This window comes from Streptomyces sp. KR55 (assembly GCF_052245645.1).
GTDB classification, from domain to species: Bacteria; Actinomycetota; Actinomycetes; order Streptomycetales; family Streptomycetaceae; genus Streptomyces; species Streptomyces flavusporus.
The window spans coordinates 1-2,197 of the sequence record NZ_JBQQCE010000819.1 but is presented as its reverse complement, the minus strand read 5'-3'; the positions used below and the strand labels follow the sequence as shown (position 1 = coordinate 2,197).

Annotated in this window: 2 protein-coding genes; both read left to right on the top strand. The window is 72.6% G+C overall.

Translation table 11 applies throughout. The annotated features are described in order from the left end of the window. Positions 1–263: 263 nt before the first annotated feature. A complete protein-coding gene (locus ACTWQJ_RS50490; RefSeq protein WP_443313058.1) occupies positions 264–1,337 on the top strand; it encodes a LacI family DNA-binding transcriptional regulator in 1,074 nt (357 codons plus the stop codon). Beyond that, positions 1,334–2,197, top strand: an 864-nt coding sequence (locus ACTWQJ_RS50485) for a carbohydrate kinase family protein (protein WP_443313057.1), incomplete at its 3' end; no start/stop codon positions are given. The genes ACTWQJ_RS50490 and ACTWQJ_RS50485, both read left to right, overlap by 4 nt.

The window sequence follows — 2,197 nt, the reverse complement described above, 5'->3', positions numbered from 1 at the left end:
GCGGCTCGGGGAAGGTCGGGCGGGCATGGGGTCTCCACTGGTCGGAGGCTCGGGTGCGGAGGAGGGGTGGTACCTGCCGACGAGAGCGGTCGGTGATTGAACTGGATGTGGGTGGGGGTGGCCTCGACGGCGGACGTAAACGCTTGCGCAAGCGTTTACGTCCGCCGTCGAATGGAATACGGTCCCGGCCAGAAGGCCCGCGTCGGACCGGTGCACAGGACCGGTGACGGCGCGGCTCGATGGCGCGGCTCGGGAGGGAACCCATGCCAACCATGGCCGACGTGGCACGCAACGCCGGCGTCTCCGTCGCGACCGTCTCCCATGTGCTGAACGGCACCCGGCCGGTGCTCCCGGGGACCCGCCAGGCTGTCCTGGACGCCATCGACGAGCTCGGCTACACCCCGAACACCCTCGCCCGCTCTCTGGTGACCTCCCGCACCCGTTCCATCGGCCTCGCCGTGTCGGCCATCAGCAATCCCTACTTCACCGAGATCCTCCAGGGCGTCGAGGCGACCGCCCTGGAACACGGCTACAGCCTGCTCATCGCCGATCCGCACGACGACCCGCAGCACGAGCGCAAGGTCGTCCAGCTCCTGCACGAACGACGCGTGGACGGCCTGATCGTCGCGCCCTCGGCCGACCCGGGCGAACTCGTCACCTACCTGCATCGCCACAACGTCCCGACCGTGCTCCTGGACCGCCTGGTCGACCAGCCGGGGAACAGCGCGCCGCGCTTCGACCAGGTCTGCGCCGAGAGCGCTGAACCGGTGGCCCGGCTGGTGACCCATCTCGCCGGGCTCGGCCACCGCCGGATCGGCCTGGTCGCGGGCCGTCGCGGGCTCAGCACCACCAGCGAGCGCATCACCGGCTACCGCCACGGTCTCGCGGCCGCCGGGCTCCCCTACGACGAACGCCTCCTCGTGCACGGCGACTCCGAGTCAGCCGGCGGTGAGCAGGCCACGGCGACCCTGCTGTCCCTCGCCGTGCCGCCCACGGCGCTCGTCACCGCCAACAACGCGATGACCATCGGCGCGCTGCGCGCCCTGCGCGAGCACGGCCTGTCCGTGCCCGACGACATCGCGCTGTGCTGCTTCGACGACTTCGTCTGGGCAGACCTCTTCTCCCCCCGGCTCACCGCGATCGCCCAGCCCAGCAAGGACCTCGGCGCCCGGGCCGTGCGGGTGCTCCTGGAACGCCTCACCGCGCCGGACCGGCCCGCCCGGACCGTGCGGCTCCCCTGCACCTTCGTCCACCGCACGTCCTGCGGCTGCCCCGAGCAGTCCGAGAAGTTCGACAAGTCCGAGCACCGAACCGCCCAGAAAGGACCCGTCTCGTGATCGTCGTCGCCGGTGAGGCCCTGATCGACCTGGTACCGCAGGGCACGGGTGCCCTCGCCGGCCTGCAGCCGGCTCTCGGCGGCGGCCCGTACAACACGGCCGTGGCCCTCGGCCGCCTCGGCTCCCCGGCGGCCTTCTGCTCCCGTACCTCCCACGACGCCTTCGGCGAGGCCCTGCTCGACGGGCTGCGCAAGGCCGGGGTGGATGTCTCGGCGGTGCAGCGCGGCACGGAGCCGACCACCCTGGCGGTCGCCACGATCGACGGGAACGGCTCGGCCGCCTACTCCTTTTACGTCGACGGCACCGCCGACCGCCTGTTCACAACCCCCGACCGCCTCCCCGCCGGAGCACGCGCGGTGTCGTTCGGCACCTGCTCCCTGGTCCTGGAGCCGGGGGCGAGCGCCTACGAGAACCTGATGCGCACCGCGGCCGCGCAGGGTGTGTTCACCGCGCTCGACCCCAACATCCGGGCCGGGCTGATCCCCGACGCGGACGCCTACCGGGCCCGGTTCGTCGGCTGGCTGCCGTCGGTGACGCTGCTCAAGCTCTCCGAGGAGGACGCCCGGTGGCTGGGCGGCACCCCTCGCGAGTGGCTGGCCGCGGGTCCCTCGGCGGTTGTGATGACCCGGGGTGGCGACGGGCTGACCGTCTTCACGCGGGACGGCGCAGAATACTCCGTGCCGGGCGAGCAGGTCGCCGTGGTGGACACGATCGGCGCCGGCGACACGGTGAACGCGGCCCTGCTGCACGGCCTGTCCACCTGGGACGCCCTGTCCGCCGACGCACTCAGGGCCCTCGGCGACGACGGCTGGACACGACTGCTGCGGTTCGCGGCGCGCGCGGCGGCGATCACCTGCTCC

Coding starts and splice junctions, on each gene's coding strand:
- ACTWQJ_RS50490 (WP_443313058.1), top strand. CDS start 264: ATGCCAACCATGGCCGACGTGGCACGCAACGCCGGCGTCTCCGTCGCG.